The organism is Caulobacter sp. GW821-FHT09B08 (assembly GCF_059418225.1).
Map to the genome: position 1 here is coordinate 108,194 of NZ_JBWKPL010000005.1, position 17,434 is coordinate 125,627.

General features: G+C 68.9%; 12 protein-coding genes. 6 read left to right on the plus strand and 6 right to left on the minus strand.

Annotated features, from left to right (window positions below):
- The first annotated feature begins 8 nt into the window (after positions 1 to 8).
- Positions 9 to 2,225: a glycoside hydrolase family 3 protein gene (locus tag AC07OA_RS15615; protein WP_494664736.1), complete on the plus strand. Its 2,217-nt coding sequence runs from the start codon at positions 9 to 11 to the stop codon at positions 2,223 to 2,225.
- Entirely contained in the window at positions 2,222 to 3,769 is a 1,548-nt protein-coding gene (locus tag AC07OA_RS15620; RefSeq protein ID WP_494664737.1) for a carboxylesterase/lipase family protein, read from the plus strand. Before AC07OA_RS15615 ends, AC07OA_RS15620 begins: the two co-directional genes overlap by 4 nt.
- A 3-nt stretch (positions 3,770 to 3,772) precedes the next feature.
- On the opposite strand, the gene AC07OA_RS15625 is transcribed toward AC07OA_RS15620, so the two are convergent.
- Both AC07OA_RS15625 and AC07OA_RS15630 read right to left on the minus strand, forming a co-directional pair.
- Entirely contained in the window at positions 3,773 to 4,405 is a 633-nt protein-coding gene (locus AC07OA_RS15625; RefSeq protein WP_494664738.1) for a TetR/AcrR family transcriptional regulator, read from the minus strand.
- A 1-nt stretch (position 4,406) separates the two neighbouring features.
- Complete coding sequence (locus tag AC07OA_RS15630) at positions 4,407 to 6,548, minus strand: beta-N-acetylhexosaminidase (RefSeq protein WP_494664739.1); 2,142 nt, start codon at positions 6,546 to 6,548, stop codon at positions 4,407 to 4,409.
- A gap of 109 nt (positions 6,549 to 6,657) precedes the next feature.
- Here AC07OA_RS15630 and AC07OA_RS15635 point away from each other — a divergent pair, with 109 nt between their 5' ends.
- From AC07OA_RS15635 to AC07OA_RS15650, 4 genes are all read left to right on the plus strand, one after another.
- Entirely contained in the window at positions 6,658 to 6,975 is a 318-nt protein-coding gene (locus tag AC07OA_RS15635) for a hypothetical protein (protein WP_494664740.1), read from the plus strand.
- Positions 6,976 to 7,232: 257 nt separating this feature from the next.
- Positions 7,233 to 9,530: a TonB-dependent receptor gene (locus tag AC07OA_RS15640; protein WP_494664741.1), complete on the plus strand. Its 2,298-nt coding sequence runs from the start codon at positions 7,233 to 7,235 to the stop codon at positions 9,528 to 9,530.
- A 71-nt stretch (positions 9,531 to 9,601) separates the two neighbouring features.
- The gene (locus AC07OA_RS15645; protein WP_494664742.1) at positions 9,602 to 10,486 is read left to right on the plus strand and encodes a GDSL-type esterase/lipase family protein; all 885 of its coding nucleotides are present in this window, start codon (positions 9,602 to 9,604) and stop codon (positions 10,484 to 10,486) included.
- A 55-nt stretch (positions 10,487 to 10,541) separates the two neighbouring features.
- Positions 10,542 to 11,192, plus strand: a complete 651-nt coding sequence (locus tag AC07OA_RS15650; RefSeq protein WP_494664743.1) for a TetR/AcrR family transcriptional regulator — start codon at positions 10,542 to 10,544, stop codon at positions 11,190 to 11,192.
- Positions 11,193 to 11,195: 3 nt separating this feature from the next.
- On the opposite strand, the gene AC07OA_RS15655 is transcribed toward AC07OA_RS15650, so the two are convergent.
- From AC07OA_RS15655 to AC07OA_RS15670, 4 genes are read right to left on the minus strand one after another with little or no spacing between them, the layout of a single operon-like run.
- The gene (locus AC07OA_RS15655) at positions 11,196 to 12,377 is read right to left on the minus strand and encodes a hybrid sensor histidine kinase/response regulator (RefSeq protein ID WP_494664744.1); all 1,182 of its coding nucleotides are present in this window, start codon (positions 12,375 to 12,377) and stop codon (positions 11,196 to 11,198) included.
- Positions 12,374 to 12,952, minus strand: a complete 579-nt coding sequence (locus AC07OA_RS15660) for a chemotaxis protein CheB (RefSeq protein WP_494664745.1) — start codon at positions 12,950 to 12,952, stop codon at positions 12,374 to 12,376. The genes AC07OA_RS15655 and AC07OA_RS15660 overlap by 4 nt, the downstream gene beginning before the upstream one ends.
- Positions 12,949 to 13,773 (minus strand): CheR family methyltransferase, encoded by an 825-nt coding sequence (locus tag AC07OA_RS15665; protein WP_494664746.1) that lies wholly within the window; start codon positions 13,771 to 13,773, stop codon positions 12,949 to 12,951. Before AC07OA_RS15665 ends, AC07OA_RS15660 begins: the two co-directional genes overlap by 4 nt.
- Positions 13,774 to 13,782: 9 nt before the next feature.
- Positions 13,783 to 17,217: a response regulator gene (locus AC07OA_RS15670; protein WP_494664747.1), complete on the minus strand. Its 3,435-nt coding sequence runs from the start codon at positions 17,215 to 17,217 to the stop codon at positions 13,783 to 13,785.
- Between the last annotated feature and the right edge of the window lie 217 nt (positions 17,218 to 17,434).

Genomic DNA, 17,434 nt, shown 5'->3' on the forward strand with positions numbered 1-17,434 from the left:
GCCCATCCATGTTGAAGCGTTTTGTCGGACTGCTGCTGATGACCTCGACCCTGACGACGGCCGGCGCGGCCTTGGCGCAGGCCGCCGACCCGGATACCCGGGCCAAGGCCATGGTCGACGCCATGACCCTGGACGAGCAGATCGGCCTGTTGCGCACCCAGGCCGGGTTCGGCCTGCTGTCACTGGGCGTGCCCCTGCCGCCGACCGTCCCCGAGAGCATGCGCAAGGCGACCCCGCCCGGCGCCCTGGGCTCGGCGGGCTATGTGCCGCCGGTCGAGCGGGTGGGCATGCCGGCCCAGCAGATGTCGGACGCCAGTCTGGGCGTTGGCAATCTGGGCGGCTTCCTGCGGCGCGGCGACGAGGCGACCTCGCTGCCGGCCACTCTTGCCCTGGCCGCCACCTTCGACCCGAACCTGGCCCAGAAGGCCGGCGATATGCTGGGCGCCGAAGCCCACGCCAAGGGCTTCAACATCCAGCTGGCCGGCGGCGTGAACCTGACCCGCGAGCCGCGTAACGGGCGGAACTTCGAATATGCCGGGGAAGACCCGCTGCTGGCCGGCCAGATCGTCGGCGCCCAGGTGGCCGGCATCCAGGGCCGCCACGTGGTCTCCACCGTCAAGCATTTCGCCCTGAACGCCCAGGAGACCGGCCGCTTCGTGCATGACGCCTTGCTGGACGAGGCGGCCCTGCGCGAGTCCGACCTGCTGGCCTTCGAGATCGCCATCGAACGCGGCCAGCCGGGTTCGGTGATGTGCGCCTACAACAAGATCAACGGCGTCTATGCCTGCGAGAACCCGTTCCTGCTGGGCAAGGTGTTGAAGGGCGACTGGAAATATCCGGGCTGGGTGATGTCGGACTGGGGCGCCTCGCACAGCCTGGCGCCGGCCCTGGCGGCGGGCCTCGACCAGGAGTCGCCGCAGGACGATCCGCACTTCAGCGACCTGAAGGCGGCGGTCGAGCGGGGTGAGGTGCCGGCCGAGCGCGTGCGCGACGCGGCCTATCGGATCGTGCGCAGCTTCTATGCGGTCGGGGTCATCGATGATCCGGCCAAGGCGGGCGGCGCGATCGACAAGGACGCCCATGCCGAGGTGGCCGAGCAGGTCGCCCTCCAGGGCATGGTGCTGCTGAAGAACGACGGCGTCCTGCCCCTGGCCGCCAGCGTCAAGAAGATCGTCGTGATCGGCGGCTTCGCCGACAAGGGCGTGCTGTCGGGCGGCGGGTCCTCGCAGGTCATGCCCTATGGCGGCCACTTCCTGGATCGGCGGGGCCGCGAGGGCATCGCCGCCTTCCTGGCCCCGGTCTACGGCCTGTCCTCGCCGCTGGCGGCGCTGAAGGCCCTGCGGCCCGACGCCGACATCCGGTTCGACGACGGGACCGATCCGGTCCGCGCCGCCGCCCTGGCCAAGGGCGCGGACGTGGCCATCGTCTTCGCCACGCGGCCGGAAGAGGAGGGGATGGACGCCATCGCCCCGGACCTGCCCTATGGCCAGGACGCCCTGATCGCGGCGGTCGGCGCGGCCAATCCGAGTACGGCGGTGGTGCTGGAGACGGGCAACCCGATCCTGATGCCGTGGCTGTCGAAGGTGGGGGCGGTGCTGCAGGCCTGGTATCCGGGCCAGCGCGGCGGTCCGGCCATCGCCAAGCTCCTGACCGGCGAGGTCTCGCCCTCGGGCCGCCTGCCGATGACCTTCCCGGCGAGCGTCGAACAACTGCCGCGTCCGGCGATCCCGGGCTTCGATCCCAACAACCGCAAGCCCTTGGGTCTGGGCGCCAAGGTCGCGCCGTTCGCCGTGCCGTTCCCGGAGGGCGCCGATGTCGGCTACCGCTGGTTCGAGCGCAAGAAGGCCAAGCCCTTGTTCGCCTTCGGTCACGGCTTGTCCTACACGACGTTCGGCTACGCGAAGCTGGCGGCAAAGGGGGGCGACGCTCTCAGCGCCACCTTCACCCTGACCAACACCGGCAAGCGCGCCGGCACGGAAGTGGCCCAGCTCTATGTCGCCCCGCCCGGCAAGACCCATCGTCTGGTCGGCTGGGCGCGGGTGACGCTGGCGCCGGGCGAGAGCCGCCAGGTGACCATCCAGGCCGATCCGCGCCTGCTGGCCTCGTACGACGTGAAGGCCGGCGCCTGGCGTCGGACGGCGGGGTCCTACGACCTCTATGTCGGCAAAGCCGCCGGGTCGCGCGACCTGGTCGGCAAGGCCAAGCTGACGGAGGGCGGTCGATGAGCTTCGTCGCCCTCGCCGTTGCGGCGGCCTTGGTTGGCCCGGTCGCCAAGATCGACACCGGAACCCTGCAAGGCGCCACGGCCGACGGTGTGACGGCCTTCAAGGGCGTGCCCTACGCAGCCGCTCCCGTCGGCGACCTGCGCTGGCGCGCGCCGCAGCCGGCCGCGCGCTGGGCCGGCGCGCGCGACGCCTCGACCATGGGGCCAGACTGCGTGCAGGGGCGCATGCCCGGCTCGCCCGAGCCCGCCGCACAGTCGGAGAACTGCCTGTTCGCCAATGTCTGGCGGCCCGCCGCCGCGAAGGCGGGCGCGAAGCTGCCGGTCATGGTCTGGATCCACGGCGGCGCCTTCACCAACGGCGGCTCGTCCTCGCCCGAGACCTGGGGCGACGCCATGGCCAAACGGGGCCTGGTGTTCGTCACCTTCAACTACCGCCTGGGCCGGTTCGGCTTCTTCGGCCACCCGGCTCTGAGCGCCGAGCATCCGGACGAGGCCACGGGCAACTACGGCCTGATGGACCAGATGGCGGCGCTCGGCTGGGTCCGGCGCAACATCGCCGCCTTCGGGGGCGATCCCAGGAACGTCACCGTGGTCGGCGGCTCGGCTGGCGGTATCTCGATCAACCTGCTGCTGGGCGCGCCCAAGGCCGAGGGGCTGTTCGACAAGGCCATCATCCAGTCGGGCGCTGGGCGGCGGTTCCTGACCCCCGAGCGGCGCTTGTCGGAGGACCTTCCCGGCAAGTCTTCGGCCACGAGCGTTGGCCTGGCCTTTGCTAAGAAGCTGGGCGTCGAGGGGCAGGACGCGGCGGCCCTGGCCGCGCTGCGCGCCCTGCCGGCCGACAAGATCGCCGCCAACCTTTCGATGGCCACCCTGGTCTTCCAAGGCGAGGGCGCGCTCTATTCGGGGCCTGTGGTCGACGGCAAGCTGATCGTCGAGACGCCGGAGGAGGCCTTCGCCCACGGCCGCCAGTACAAGATGCCGGTGATCGTAGGGGCCACGACCGCCGACCTCAGTCTCGACTTCACGCCCAGCGCCGAGGCGGCCTACGCCAGGTTCGGCGACGGCGCGGCGGCGGCGCGGGCGGCCTACGACCCCGATGGCAAGCTGCCGGTGAAGGCTCTGAACCAGGCCATCGGCGGCGACCGCAACATGGTCGAGCCGGCGCGCTTCGTGGCGCGGGCGGTCGCGGCCAAGGGCGCACCGGTCTACGAATACCGCTTCGGCTATGTCGCCCCGGCGGCTCTGGCGGGATCGCCGTACGGCGCCAACCACTCGACCGAGGTGGCCTATGTCTTCGATCGGCTGACCCCGGTCTATGGCGCGGCGACCACAACCACCGATCAGGCAGTGGCGGAGAAGCTCGCCGACTACTGGGCCAATTTTGCGCGCAAGGGCGATCCCAACGGTCCGGGTCTTCCAGCCTGGCCGCGCTACGACGCCAAGAGCGACAAGCTGATGGACGTCCGCGCGGACGGGAATTTCGCGGGCGAGGCCGATCCGTGGAAGGCGCGGCTGGACGTGGCCGAGCGGGCGGCGGGCAAGTAGGTCTCAGCCGAGGCGGATGTCGTGCTTCGCCTCGGGATCCAGCAGCACGGCGACCATGTCGCGCATCATGCCCACCGCCCGGTCGAGGTCGGCGGTTGGGTCCAGCGTCCGCGCCACCGACAGGCCGCGCACGGTCCAGACCATCAGGCGCAGCAGGGGCGTGGTGACCGGGGCGCCGTAGATGTCGTCGAAGCGTCGGGCCCAGGCGAAGGATTCCGTCTCAATCATGCTCTGCATCGGCAGCAGGCGTTCGGCCAGTTCCGGGTCGCTGCGCGAGCCCTGCAGCACCTCCAGCACGGCCACGCCGGAGGGGCGGCTCAGCACCTCCCAGGCCGCCTCGGGCAGGGCCAGCAGCTTCTCGCGCAGGTCGCGGATGTGGCCGAGGCGAGCGACATATTCCTCGACCTCCCGGTCATAGACCGCCCGCACCACGTACAGCATCAGGTCCACCTTGGTGGGGAACTGGTGCAGCATCGCGCCCCGGCTGACCCCGGCCCGTTGGGCGACCAGCAGGGTGGTGGTGGCCGCGTAGCCGCTTTCGTGCAGGCACTGGATCGTCGCCTCGAGAAGCCGGGCGCGGGTGTCGTCGCTGCGCTCGGCCTGGGTGCGGCGGGCGCGGAGAGGTTGGCTCTCCATTCTAACGCGTCGCCGCCGTGACCAGGGTCCGCACGCCGGGCGCGATCTTGATGATCAGGTCGGCGGGCGGCTGCTTGCCCATGAAGCTGAACAGCGGCCGGGCCGAGGCGGCGTTGAAGGCCTCCACGCGGGCCAGCACGGCCAGGGCTTGGGCGCGGTCGGCCTCTGCCATCGGCTTGCCGGCTTCGACGGCGTCCATGGCCGAGAGGGCCGCCTGCGCCAGGGCGGCGATATCGGCCGAGATCGGCAGGGCTTCCTCCAGCGCCGGCCGGCCCTTGGCCACGGCCTGGAAGCGGGCGTCGTTGGCGCGCCAGGCGGAAAGGTCCGCGCGCAGGGCCGCGCCTTGAGTGCGATCACCGCCGACCCACGCCTTAGCCCGGGCCTCAAAGCGGTGGGCGACCAGGCTGTCGACCGGCGCGGCGTCGGCCAGGCCGTTGAGGTCCTGGACGATCTTCTGGCCGCGCAGCATGGCCAGGATGCGGTGGTCGTGAGCCATGTTGCGGGTCGGGCCGACCAGGTCCAGCAAGGTCAGGACGGCTTCCGACTGGCCCGGCGCCAGGCGCGCGGCCATGCGGGCGGTGTTGGCCTGGTCGCGCAGACCCTGGATGCGTAGCTGGTCCTGCACGATCGGCAGGCGGCGATAGAGGTCGTCGACGTCGCGCACCTCGCGGGGCGACCAGAAGCGCTCGGCCAGGGCGGCGGCGCGGGGCCACAGGCGGGCGTCGATCACCTCGTCGGTCACGATCTCGGCCCATAGCGGGGCCTCGCCGCCCAGCACCAGTTTCTCCTGTTCAGGCGTCAGCGAGGGGAGGGGCTTGGCGACCAGGGCGTCGGTCAGGATCGCGGCCATGATCGGCGACAGCTTGCGGCCCTTCTCGGCCTCGGCCGGCGTCAGGCCGGCGGCCGAGGTGTCGAGCGGATCGAGGGCGTAGTGGAACGAGGCGGGGTTCAGGAGATCCAGGTAGTAGCCGGCCGAGACGATGGTGCGGTGGCCCTTGGCGACGGCGTCGACCGTGGCGTTCGAGGTCTGCCAGGCCTGGACGACCACGTCCTTGGGGACCGCGCCGGTGGCGGCGACCTCCTCCCAGCCGATCATGGTCTTGCCGTGCTTCCTCAGGATCGCGGCGACGCGGGTGTGGAAATAGCCTTCCAGAGCCTGCTTGGAAGCCAGGTTCTTGGCCTTCATGAAGGCCTGCACCTGGGGATGGTCCAGCCAGACCGCGTCGCTGACCTCGTCGCCGCCGGCGTGGAAATAGGCGTCGGGAAACAGGCCGCCCATCTCGGCGAACAGGCCGTCGAGGAAGCGGTAGGTTTCCTCCTTTGTGGGATCGAGCGCGCGGTCCATGGCCGCCAGGGCGTTGGCGGGCTTGAGCGGGGCCAGGGCGTATTGCGGATAGGCCTCCGCCATCGCGCGGGTGTGGCCCGGCACGTCGAACTCGGGAACGATCCGCACCCCGCGCGCGGCGGCGTAGGCCACCAACTCGCGGATCTCGGCCTGGGTATAGTGCTGACCGTCGCCGGTGGCCTGGAGCTTGGGATAGCGCTTGCTCTCGACCCGGAAGCCCTGGTCGTCGGACAGGTGGAAGTGCAGGACGTTGAGCTTGACCCGCTCCATGGCGTCGATCTGCCGCTTCACCGTCTCCAGCGTCATGAAGTGGCGGGCGGTGTCGATCAGCACGCCGCGCCATTCGAAGCGCGGGGCGTCGTCGATGGCCACGAAGGGCAGGGCGGCGCCGGGCGGATTGACCGCGATCAGCTGGCGCAGGGTGGCCAGGCCCCGCAGCACGCCCAACGGTCCGTCAGCGTCCAGGCTCACCCCGTCGGTGGTGACGTTCAGGCGGTAGGATTCGGCGGCGGGATCGGCGCGGCAGGCGATGTTCAGTTTCGGACCGGGGCGCGGAACCATGCCCGTCAGGCTGGCGGCGTCGCGCTGGAAGCGGGCCGCGGCGAGGGCGGCGAGGGGGGCGGGGCAGCCGCTCGAATCGATGACGAAGGCGCCGTCCAGCCTCAGCTCGCCCGGGCTCCAGGTGGCGGAGACAGGCTGCGGCATCAGGGCCGGCTGGGCGGTAGCGGGCAGGGCGGCGGCCGACAGCGCGGCTCCCAGGCAGGTCGATCCCAGCAGGGCGAAGGCGCGCTGACGCATAAAGGCTCCCATCCTTGATCTAATTTACAAGCGATCTTGACTGTATGTTAATTGCGTTGCTATCGTCCGCGCAACAAAAAGGTCTGCGGACCCAGCGCGGGAGAACTGAATGCGTATCGTGACGGCCCTGGCCCTGACCCTGATGGCGGCCACGCCCGCCCTGGCCCAGAGCGCTCCGGCCCCGGCGCCCGCCGCCGCTGCGGCGGCCGGCTTCTCGGCCGATACGCCGCTGGAGGCGATCGTGGCCAATCCGGCGGCCAAGGCCGCCCTGGACAAGACCCTGCCCAACCTCGCCGCGCATCCGGCCTTCGAGCAGTTCAAGGCCATGAGCCTGCGCCAGCTGCAGCCCTATGCCTCCGACAAGATCAGCGAAGAGGCGGTGGCCAAGGTCGACGCCGATCTGAAGGCCCTGGCAGCCAAGCCCTAAGGCGCTCTTCGCGCCACCATCGCGGGGTACCGGCACGGCCCGGCCGGCGTCCTTCGCGGGACGCCGCCGAGGTCGCGCGCCTGCGTGTCAGGTCCGGAAATCTCGGTAAGAGACGAAAAAGACACATCAATTTCAAAAACAGTCAGATTTGATCGTGAATCTGCTTGCCAGAGAACAAACAATCATAATTGACTGTAAGTGAGGGCGTCGCGAACGGCAAAGAGCGCCCCGCAATGGAACAACGAGGGGATTGGGAAATGCGAACGACTGCTGGCACCTACCGCGCCGCCCTGCTGGGAACGGCGATGCTGGGCGCCTTCTGCGCCACGACCGCGAGCGCGCAGGACGCCGCGCCGTCCTCGTCTTCAGTTACCAGCCTGGACGCGATCATCGTGACCGCCACCAAGCGCGAGCAGCGCCTGCAGGACGTGCCCGTGGCGGTGACGGCGGTCTCGGGCAAGACCCTGGAGGCGTCGAACTTCCGCGAAGTGTCAGACATCCAATACTTGGCCCCGAACGTCACGTTCTCGTCGACCAACCCGGTGGCCAACGGCGGCGGCTACCAGATCCGCGGCGTCGGCACCCAGACCTATGACAGCGGCGTCGAGCAGACCGTCGGCCTGGTGGTGGACGGCGTGATCATCGGCCTGCCCCGCGACCCGGGCGCGGCCGGCTTCGCCGATATCGAGCGCGTGGAGGTGCTGCGCGGCCCGCAAGGCACGCTGTTCGGCAAGAACGCCTCGGCCGGCGTGATCCAGATCGTCACCCAGAACCCGAAACTGGAACAGACCTCCGGCAAGGTCGATCTGTCGTACGGCGAGCGCGACGAGCAGATCGCGCGCGGCGTGGTCAACTTGCCGCTGGGCAAGACGGCCGCTGTGCGGGTGTCGGGCTTCTACAACAGCCAGGACGGCGCGATCCCCTATGCGGTGCGCACCAGCGGCCACGTAGGCGACCGCGAGAACAAGGGCGTACGCGGCAAGCTCCTGTGGGAGCCGACCGACGACCTGACCTTCGTGGTGGCGGCCGACTACCAGAAGGCCTTCGCCCGCGACGCGGCCATCATCCACACGCTGGGGATCAACCCGCGCTACAACGCGCTGTTCAACTCGTTCGCGGTGAAGCCGGGCCCGAACACCTACATCAGCTACCAGGACGGCGACTGGAAGGCCGACACCACGGTCCAGGGCGTTTCGGGCCAGGCCGATTACCGGATCGGCGGCTTCACGCTGACCTCGATCACGGCCTATCGCAAGTCCCAGATGACCCAGCTGACGGACATCGACCACGCGCCGATCGACATCTTCAACTTCAGCGACGGGGGCCTGGACAGCGACCAGTTCACCCAGGAACTGCGCATCACCTCGCCGTCGGGCGGGAAGCTGGAGTACGTCGCCGGCCTCTACTACCTGAACACCGAGGTCAGCGGCTGGACCACCCAGAAGGGCGACTTCCTGAAGTTCTCGACCGGCAACCCGGCCTATCCGCCGGCGGTGCTGTTCGGCCGTCGCGATCAGACCAGCAAGACCAAGAGTTACGCCGCCTACGGCCAGGCGACCTATGCGGTCAACGACGTCTTCAAGCTGATCGGCGGCCTGCGCTACACCAACGACGAGGTGTCGGGCGACCTGAAGGTCAGCGCCGTGCCCGGCTACTTCACCTACGGGACCCTGCTGCCCTATTCGGGCCAGGTGTCGGCCGACAACGTCTCGGGCCGCGTCGGCGTCCAGTACCAGCCCAACCGCGACCTGATGGTCTATGCGACCTACGCCAGCGGCTACAAGGGACCGGCGATCGACTCCCTGAACGGCCAGATCAAGCCGGTGAAGCCCGAGACGGTCGACAGCTACGAGCTGGGTGTGAAGTCCACCCTGTGGGACGGTCGCATGACCCTGAACGCCTCTATCTACCGCTCGGACTTCAGCGACTTCCAGACCCAGGCCCTGGACCTGACCTCGGCCACGCCGCGGCTGGGCCTGACCAACGCGGGCCTGATGCGGGCGCAAGGGATCGAGTTCGAGACCCACATCCGCCTGGCGCAGGGCCTGACCGTTGGCGGCAGCCTCAGCTACAGCGACGCCCAGTTCAAGGACTACACCGGCGCCTGCTATACCGGCCAGCCGACCTCCACGGTGGTCGGCCAGGGCTGTTACATCCTGCCGGGCACGACCGCGACCTATGTCGCCAACTATGACGGCCAGCGCCTGACCAATGCGCCCAAGTGGAGCTACAACCTCAACGCCGCCTACGAGCGTCCGGTGACCGCCGATCTGAAGTTCGACGCCAGCGTCAACTGGTCGTGGCGCGACGACGCCTACGCCATCACCGCCGATCCCAAGTCGATGGTGAACGCGTACGGCATGCTCAACGCGGCGATGGGCGTTGGCCGCGACGACGGCGGCTGGCGACTGGGGCTCTACGCTCGCAACCTGCTGGATAAGCGCTTCTACGCGCCTTATCCCTCGCTGAACCTGATCAACGCCGGCGGCTACGAGAAGATCGTCAGCCCCGATGCGTTCCGCACGGTCGGCGCGAAGTTGAGCCTGAGTTTCTAAGGCTCTCCCGGGCGAGCGTACCGATCTCCCTTGGGCCGCTCGCCCACCCCCTTCCTCGGCGGGACACCTCGATGAACAGCCTGTGTGGCCGCCTGCTCGTGGCGGGTCTCGGACTGAGCCTGGCGGTCTTCGCGGACGGTCCGGCCAACGCGCGCCAGGCGGCGCCGGAAACCAAGCCCGCCGCGCTTTTCGGCATGGTCGACCAGCCCTGTCCGCCGCCGCTGGAGGTCCCGCCGCCGGTGCGGGCGTTCAACGCGGCCTTCGTCGCGCCGGGCAGGGTCGACATGCCGCGCATGCTGGCCCTGACCAAGGACCCGGCCTTCGTCACCTACAACGACGCCAAGAAGGCCCGGGACGAGGCCGACTGGGCGGGGCTGTGCCGCTATCGCCGCGACAACGACGCCCTGGTCGCCTCGGGCCATACGCCGCGCGTGGTGTTCTTCGGCGACTCCATCACCGAGAACTGGGTTCTGGGCGATCCGGACCTGTTCGGGCCGGATGTGGTCGGGCGCGGGATCGGCGGCCAGACGACCGCCCAGATGCTGGTGCGCTTTCGCTCCGACGTGATCGACCTGAAGCCGCGCGTCGTCCAGATCCTGGCCGGCAGCAACGACATCGCCGGCAACAAGGGGCCGACCAGCGAGCGCGACTTCCAGAGCAACATCATGGCCATGGTCGAGCTGGCGCGGGTCCACCGCATCCGCGTCGTCCTGGCCAGCATCCCGCCGGCGGCCAAGTTCTTCTGGCGGCCCGAGGTGACGCCGGAACCGGAGATCGCGCGCCTGAACGCCTGGCTGCGCGACTACGCGCGTCGCGAAAACCTGACCTTCATCGACTATCACGCCGTGCTGACGACGCCCGAAGGCGCGATGCGGCCGGGGTGGTCGCTGGACGGCGTGCACCCCAACCGCGACGGCTACGCCGCCATGCGGACCCTGGCCCAGCGTGTACGCTGACCGCCGTTTGACGAAGAGGCTGGACCGCGAACGCGGTTGCCGTGATCTTCCCGCCATGACTCAAGGTTTGCAGACCCGCGACACCGCCGCCGCCTCGACCCGTCCTCGCCGCCGGACCCAGGCCGAACGCAGCGCCGAGACGCGGCGGATCCTGCTGGAGACGACGATCCGCTGCCTGCACACCAAGGGCTATGCGGCGACCACGACCCTGTTGGTGGCCCAGGAGGCCGGGCTCAGCCGGGGCGCGATGCTCCACCAGTTCCCGACCCGCGTGGACCTGATGATGTTCGTCGTCCAGTCGGTGTTTGACGACGAGGTGGCCATCTACGACGCGCGCCTGTCGGCCATCCCCGATCCCAAGGAGCGGCTCTACGCCTTCCCGCAAATCGTCTGGGAGGTGCTGAGCCGGCCGTCCGGCGTGGCGGTGCTGGAGATCCTGCAGGGCTCGCGCAGCGATCCGGACCTGACCCACCGCCTGGCCCCGCTCCAGGCCGAGATCGAGCAGAACGCCCTGACCCTGCTGGGGCGTTGGTTCGGCGAGAACGGCGGGACAGCTTCCATGACCGCCATGCGCCTGGTCGTCTGGGCGGTGCGGGGCCTCTCCATCGCCCAGGTCCTGGCGCCCGACCCCGAGGAAATCGAGAAGTCAGTGATCCTGCTGCGCCGCATGCTCGAGGTCTATGCGGAACGGCCTCGCGGCAAGTAGCCCTTAAGACGCGGTCTGAGGCACGGCGACCGGAGACTCTGCATCCGGCGGGCCGGCGACGGGGATCCTGACGCTGAACGTGCTGCCCATGCCTTCGCCTGCGCTCTCCACTTCCAGCGCGCCGCCGTGCAGGGCCACCAGCTGCTTGGCCAGGGCCAGGCCGATGCCGAGCCCGCCCTGGGCCTTGGTCAGGTGTTCCTCGACCTGGGCGAAGATCTCGAAGATCCGCGACTGCATCTCGGGTGGAATGCCCACGCCGGTGTCGGCGACCGTGATCTCGGCCAGGTCGCCGATCTGATAGGCCCGCAGCGTGATCACGCCACCGGGCGGGGTGTATTTGGCGGCGTTGTTGAGCAGGTTGGCCACCACCTGCGCCAGCCGGGTGTGGTCGGCTTCCAGCCACACCGTCTGGGCGGCGATGTCGGTCACCAGGCGGTGGTCCCCGGCGTCGATGTTGTGCTGGCTGGCCTCGATCGCCGACTGGAGGATCTCGTCCAGGACGATCCGCTCCTTCTTGAGCGAGATCTTGCCCTGGCTGACGCGCGAGACGTCCAGCAGGTCGTCGACCAAGTGTGACAGGTGGGTGAGCATGCGGTCCATCCGGGTGCGGATGTCGCTGGAGCGCTCGGGCGGAAGGTCCTTGCTCAGCAGGTGCAGCCCGCCGCTCAGGGCGGCGACGGGGTTGCGCAGCTCATGGGCCAGCACGGCCAGGAAGCTGTCCTTGTGGCGGTCGGCGCGGCGCAGGGCCTGGGCGGCGGCCTCCAGCTCGTCGCGCTGCAACTCGATCTGCCGGCGCTGCTGGTAGAGGTCGAAGAACACATTGGCCTTGCTGCGCAGGATGTCGGCTTCGATCGGCTTCTGGATGAAGTCCACCGCGCCGGCCTCGTAGCCGCGGAACCGGCGCTGGATGTCGGCGGTCCCGGCGGTCAGGAAGATGATCGGCACGTGGATCGTCCGCGCGCTGCCGCGCATGAACTCGGCCAGCTCGAAGCCGTCCATCCCGGGCATCTGGACGTCCAGCAGGGCCAGGGCGACGTCGTGGGCCAGCAGCAGCTCAAGCGCCTCTTCGCCCGACCGGGCCTTCAGGCAGACCAGGCCCTCGCGCTGCAGCAGCGCCTCCAGGGCCAGGAGGTTCTCCTCGAGGTCGTCGACCAGGAGGAAGTTGATAGGCTTGTCCGCGATCATCGTGCGGCCCCCAAACTCGACAGATAGGATGCGATCGCATCCAGGTTCATGACCGTCGCGGTCGAACAGGCTTCCAGGGCCGCGTGGGGCATGGCTTGCGCATAGGCCCCGGCGGGGTCTTCCACGATCGCCACGCCGCCGGCGTCCAGCACCGCCTTCAGGCCCAGGGCGCCGTCGTGGTTGGCGCCGGTGAGGATGACGCCGGCCAGGCCCGCCCCGTAGGCGTCGGCGGCGCTTTCGAACAGCACGTCGATGGACGGGCGCGAATAGTTCACCGGCTCGTCGGTCGACAGGGCCAGGGCGCCGCCTTCCTCGACCAGCAGGTGGTAGTCGGACGGGGCGAAATAGACCACGCCGCCCGTCGCGGGCTCCTTGTCCTCGGCTTCCTTCACCGCGATCCGGCACTTGGTCTGGAACAGCGGGATCAGCACGTTGCCCCGGTCGGGCGGCACGTGGACGACCACCATCACCGGCAGCGAATAGTCGGCGGGCAGGGCGGGTAGGATGGTCAGCAGGGCCTGCACGGCGCCCGCCGACGCGCCGATCACCACCGCCTGGGGCCCCGTGGCGGTCATGGCTCGCGCCTTTGATAGATCTTCTCGCCCGGCACGAAGTCGACGAAGCCGTCGGCATGTTCGGAGAACCGCAGGCTCTCCTTGGAGCCCAGACCTAGGAAACCCTTGCGGGCCAGGGATTCCCGGAAGAGGCCGATGACCCGGTCCTGCAGCGGCCGGTCGAAATAGATCATCACGTTGCGGCAGGAGATCAGGTGCATCTCGGCGAAGACGGAGTCGGTGACCAGGCTGTGGTCGGAGAACACCGCGCGCTCGCGCAGGGTCTTGTCGAACACCGCGCGTCCGTAGTCGGCGGTGTAGTAGTCGGAGAGCGACGAGCGGCCGCCCGCCTTCTGGTGGTTCTCGGTGAACTTCCGAATCCGGTCCAGCGGATAGACGCCGGCTTCGGCCGCGCGCAGCGCCTCGGGATTGATGTCGGTGGCGTAGAACAGGGTCCGCTCGTAGAGGCCCTCTTCGCGGAAGAGGATGGCCAGCGAATAGAGCTCCTCGCCGGCGCTGCAGCCGGCGATCCAGACCTTCAGCGAGGGATAGGTCCGCAAGTGCGGCAGGACCTTTTCGCGCAGCGCCCGAAAGTACGACGGGTCGCGGAACATCTCGCTGACCTGCACGGTGAGATAGTCGAGCAGGCGCGGCAGCATGGACGGGTCGTGCAGCACGCGCTCCTGCAGGGCCGAGATGCTGCCGAAGCCCAGTTGCTCCCGCGCCTGGGTCAGGCGTCGCTTGATCGACGCCCGCGCATAGTGGCGGAAATCATAGTGGTAGTGCTGAAACAGCGCTTCCAGCAGCAGCTGGATCTCGAGGTCTTCGATCTTACTGGACACAGGTCATGCTCACCGAGGCATCCAGACCCGGACCAGCGAGAGCAGCTTGTCCACATCGATGGGCTTTGCCATGTAGTCGTTAGCGCCGGCCGCGATGCAGCGTTCCTGGTCGTCGGGCATGGCCTTGGCGGTCAGCATCAGGATCGGCAGCTTGGCCCAGCGCGCGTCCTTGCGGATCGTCTGGGTCGCGGTCAGCCCGTCCATGACCGGCATCATCACGTCCATGAGCACCAGGTCGACGGCCTGGGCGGGGTCTTCGGCCGAGGCGTTTAGCGCCTCGATCGCCTCCTGGCCGTTGCGGGCGATCTGGACGACCGCGCCGCGCGGCTCCAGCACGCTGGTCAGGGAGTAGACGTTGCGGATGTCGTCCTCGACGATCAGCACGCGGCGGCCTTCCAGCACCGCGTCGCGGTTGCGGGCCTTCTGGATCATCTTCTGCTGCTCGGGCGGCAGGGCCGACACCACCTGGTGCAGGAACAGCGAGACCTCGTCCAGCAGGCGCTCGGGCGACTTGGCGCCCTTGATGATGATCGAGTTGGAATAGCGGCGCAGCTGCTGCTCGTCGTGGGCCGACAGGTCGTGGCCGGTATAGACGATGACCGGCGGGAAGGCGTGGCCGTCGTCCTGGCTCAGGGTCTCCAGCAGCGAGAAGCCCGAGGCGTCCGGCAGGGAGAGGTCCAGCACCATGCAGTCGAAGGTCTGTTGGCGCAGCTGCTCCAGGCACTCGGCCGCCGTGCCGACGCCGACGGTCTCGACGTCGCCGGACGACAGCAGCTTGCCCACCGCTTCGCGCTGAACGTCGTCGTCCTCGACGATCAGAATCCGCCGCACGGTGCGGGTCAGCTTGGACTCCAGGGTCTGGAGCACGCCGGCCAGTTCCTCGCGCTTGACCGGCTTGACCAGGTAGCCCACCGCGCCGAGCGACAGCGCGGTCTGGGCGTGGTCGGCGGCCGAGACGACGTGGATAGGGATGTGGCGGGTGGCGTCGTCGCGCTTGAGGCGGTCCAGAACGGCCAGGCCCGACTGGTCGGGCAGGCCCACGTCCAGCACCACGGCGCTGGGCTTGAACTCCTTGGCCAGGTTCAGGGCTTCCTCGGCGGTGCCGGCCACCAGGCACTGGAAGCCCATCTCGCGGGCCAGGTCGCGGACGATGCCGGCGAAGGCGTCGTCGTCCTCGACCACCAGCAGCATGCGTCGCGTTTCGGTCAGCCGTTCGCGGTCGTCCTCGACCTTGCGGGGCGCGGGAGCGGGCTTGCTGGGACGCGCCTTGATCGGAGCGGCGACCGAGGCGGGCTCGGCGCGGGCGGGCTGGTCGCGGGGCGCGACGCGGGCCGGGTCGTAGGCGAGGGGGATGGTGACGGTGAAGGTGCTGCCTTCGCCGACCCGGCTCTCGAGCGTCAGCGATCCGCCCAGCAGGCGGGTCAGCTCGCGCGAGATCGACAGGCCCAGGCCCGTGCCGCCGTACTTGCGGCTGATGGTGCCGTCCGCCTGGCGGAAGGCCTCGAAGATGGCTTCCTGCTGTTCTTGAGCGATGCCGATTCCGGAGTCGGTCACCGCCAGGGCCAGGCTGTCGGCGCCCTCCGGCCGGATCGACAGTCGCACGCCGCCCTTCTCGGTGAACTTGAAGGCGTTGGACAGCAGGTTCTTCAGCACCTGTTCCAGCCGCTGGCGGTCGGTTTCGATCAGCGTCGGGCTGTCGTTCGCCAGGTCGATCTCGAAGCCCAGCCCGCGCTCGTTGGCGACCGGCTGGAACAGCTGCTTCAGGTCCTGCGCCAGAATCTCCAGCGGAACGTCCTCGGGACGAACCTGGACATGCCCCGCCTCGATCTTCGATAGGTCCAGGATGTCGTTGATCAGGGTCAGCAGGTCGTTGCCCGACGACTGGATGGTCTGGGCGTACTTGACCTGCTCGCCCGACAGATTGCCGTCGGCGTTGTCGCCCAGCAGCTTGGACAGGATCAGCAGCGAATTGAGCGGCGTGCGCAGCTCGTGGGACATGTTGGCCAGGAAGTCTGACTTGTACTGGCTGGCCTGTTCCAGCTCGCGGGCCTTCAGCTGGATGGCCGCGCTGGTGCGTTCCAGGTCGTTGCGCTGGGTCTCCAGCGTCTGGGCCTGCTCCTCCAACTGGCTGTTGGTTTGTTCCAGCTCGACCTGCTGCTGCTCCAGTCGCGTCTGAGACTCCTTCAGCGCGCGGCCCTGTTCCTCCAGCTCCTCGTTGGAGACCCGCAGCTCCTCGCTCTGGACCTGCAGTTCCTCGGACTGACGCTGGGTTTCTTCCAGGGCGTCCTGCAGTTCGGCGCGGTAGCGCGCCGAGCGCAGGGCAACGCCGATCGAGCCGGAGGCCTGGTCCAGCAGTTCCAGGACCAGATCGTCGACGGGGTGCAGGAAGCCCAGCTCGATGACGGCGTTGACCTGGTCGTCCGCGCGGGTGGGGACCAGGATCAGGTGACGGGGATTGTCGCGTCCCAGGGCCGAGCCGATGGTCAGATAGCCGTCGGGCACGTCGCGGATGATCGTGGGCTGGCCCTCGGCGGCCACCTTGCCCAGCAGGCCTTCCTTGACCCGGAAGCGCGTCGTGACATCGGCGTCGGCCGGGATGCCTAGGGCCGCGACGCGGTGATAGGCGCCGTTCTCGCCCTTGAAGAGCGCGCCGGCCTGGAAGCCGACGAACTTGGCCAGGAAGCCCAGGATGCTGTCGGCCAGCTCCTCGACCGACAGGTCGCCCATCATGGTCTCCGCCAAGCCCACCTGGCCCGACTGCAGCCATTCCTGCCGGGCCCGGATGCGGGCGGCCCTGCGGATCAGGACGAACACGGCGATCGTCAGGAAGCCGCCGAGCAGGCTGGCGGTGACACCCGTGACCAGGGCCGCCCTGTAGGCGGCGTCCATCTCGGCCAGCCGGATCTGGCGCAGGCGTTGCTCCTCGCGGCGCATCACGTCCAGCTGTGAGCGGACGGCGTCCATCTCGAGCTTGCCGCGGTCGCTGCCCACGATGGCCAGAGCGGCCTGGGCGCCTTGGTCGCGGCGCAGGTCGATGGTCTCCTTCAGCTCGGCGAGCTTGGCGTCGACGTGGCGGCGCAAGGGAACCAGGTTGTTCTGCTGGACGGGGTTGTCCTGGGTCAGCGAGCCGACGGCGTCGATCCGTGCGCCGACCTCGGCCACCGCGTGCTCATAGGGCTCCAGATACTTCTTGTCGCCGGTCAGCAGATAGCCGCGTTGCCCCGTTTCGGCATCCTGGGCCGAGGACAGCACCGCGTTGAGCGACATCAGCACCGCATGGGTGTGGATGATCTTCTGGTTGTTGGCGCGCAGGATCTCGACATTGCGATAGGCGATCGTGCCGCTGATCAGGAAGAACGCCAGCACGACCGCCAGCCCGGCGGCCGACCATTTTTCAACGTTCGACCGTGTGGGCGACGCGCGACGAGATTGGCTCAGCGACATGCAGGTCTCGAAAGAAGGGAAGGGCGTGCGACCTGCCTAACGGGTGAGGTCGGGAAGGCAAGCGAAAGGGGCGAAACTATCGCCGGGCGGAGCGGGCCTTAGTCCTCGTTTCGGACGCTCGAGGTCGGAAGGGCGACGGCGTCGAAGGGGCGGCGCAGGTGCATACTGTAAAGCTCCGTTTAGGGCCTCTGAACGCGCGACCCGGCTTTTGGTTCGG